General features: G+C 32.9%; 1 protein-coding gene. It reads right to left on the reverse strand.

Annotation, left to right across the window (positions count from 1 at the left end):
* Nucleotides 1–223: 223 nt before the first annotated feature.
* Nucleotides 224–988: a hypothetical protein gene (locus tag E4U82_RS19535; protein WP_135111911.1), complete on the reverse strand. Its 765-nt coding sequence runs from the start codon at nt 986–988 to the stop codon at nt 224–226.
* Nucleotides 989–1,420: the final 432 nt, after the last annotated feature.

The following is a 1,420-nucleotide window of genomic DNA, read 5'->3' on the forward strand; positions in this document are numbered from 1 at the left end:
TGAATGCCAGCCAACGATTAGCAACAGATTGATTTAACAATGTAACACGCTGGTAAGCCGTATGCCTTAGTAGGGCACGTGCGGTTTGATGAGGGGGTAGCCTTGAGAAAGGTTACCCTACTCTATGATTACCAAGTATTTTATTAACCTTTTTTGATTAACCGTAACAATGACAATTCAATGTACACAGAAAAATCAAGATTTTAGTGATAACTTAAGTATTTTATTGTACAGGGAAAGATTGAAAAGTATCATTATAGGATCCAAAATCAAAGGAAACACCTATTGGTATATCTCCTATTGGTATGCTTAAATCAGCCATCATGGTATAATTAGCACTAAATGTAACAACGGAATTTGAAGTTGAATCTGAAGTGGTTATATTTTCCATGTATGGACTAAATGAGGCACCAAAATTTGCGGTTGTAAGATTAACTGTTGGTCCCTGAACTCCATAAGATCGCCGGAGAATTGTATCATACAAATAACTTCCAGAAAGAGTAACTACCCATTCTTTTGTAAACCTTCCTGTAGTGTCAGTTGCAATATGGTAAAATTCTCTAGAATCATTTTTCCCTAATACAAAACTCAAATCATTATTTCCTGAGATATCTTTATTGATCTCAGTATTATCTATATATTCGTTAACCTCTGCATCATTCATATAACTACTCTTCCCATGTGAGATAGACAAATCTTGATTCTTAATTATGTCTTGAATCTTCTGATAGTTACTTGCATTATAATGCACAGATGCAACTCCTATGAACTCATCAGTAATATCCAGCCCCTTTGAGTCTAATACCAATAATTCATCCACATCACTAAACGCCTTATCTATAAAGTTAGAAAACAATTCACTTACTCCATTTGCTTCGATGTTATTCTCCAAATTGGTATCTTCTGCTGCAAGTACATAATTAGTACCAATAAAACCCGTGAACAGCAAGAAAATAAGTACGGTGATAAATCTTTTAAACTTTACCAATTAAATCCACTCCTTATGTTGTATTTTCCTTCAATGTGTTACTTCTATAATAGACTTGGATTTTCCTGCCGACTTTTGAAATAATTTATGGAATTATATAAAAGTAAAGTCTAAGGCAAATATTGAAACAATTGATCATGTATAATTCTAACACGACACAACAAAAATTCGGGCAACGTTAAATACTGATCCAGAGCTATTATTAAAAGTTCGATATTACTCCTGTGATAAGGGTCATTCTTAAAAATGTCATATAAATTCCAAAAACCATCACGCATAATTGGCGGCTAAATGCTATAATAAGAATGATATAATAATTAAGGAAAGAATTGCAGTTGAGCCAGAAAAAAACAGAACATCTTTTCAGTTCTGTTTTTTAGGTTCAATTGCAATTTTTCCTATTGAACAATAGTCGCAAACCCACTTTTCTAT

It is taken from the genome of Lentibacillus salicampi, from assembly GCF_004565465.1.
GTDB lineage: Bacteria > Bacillota > Bacilli > Bacillales > Amphibacillaceae > Lentibacillus > Lentibacillus salicampi.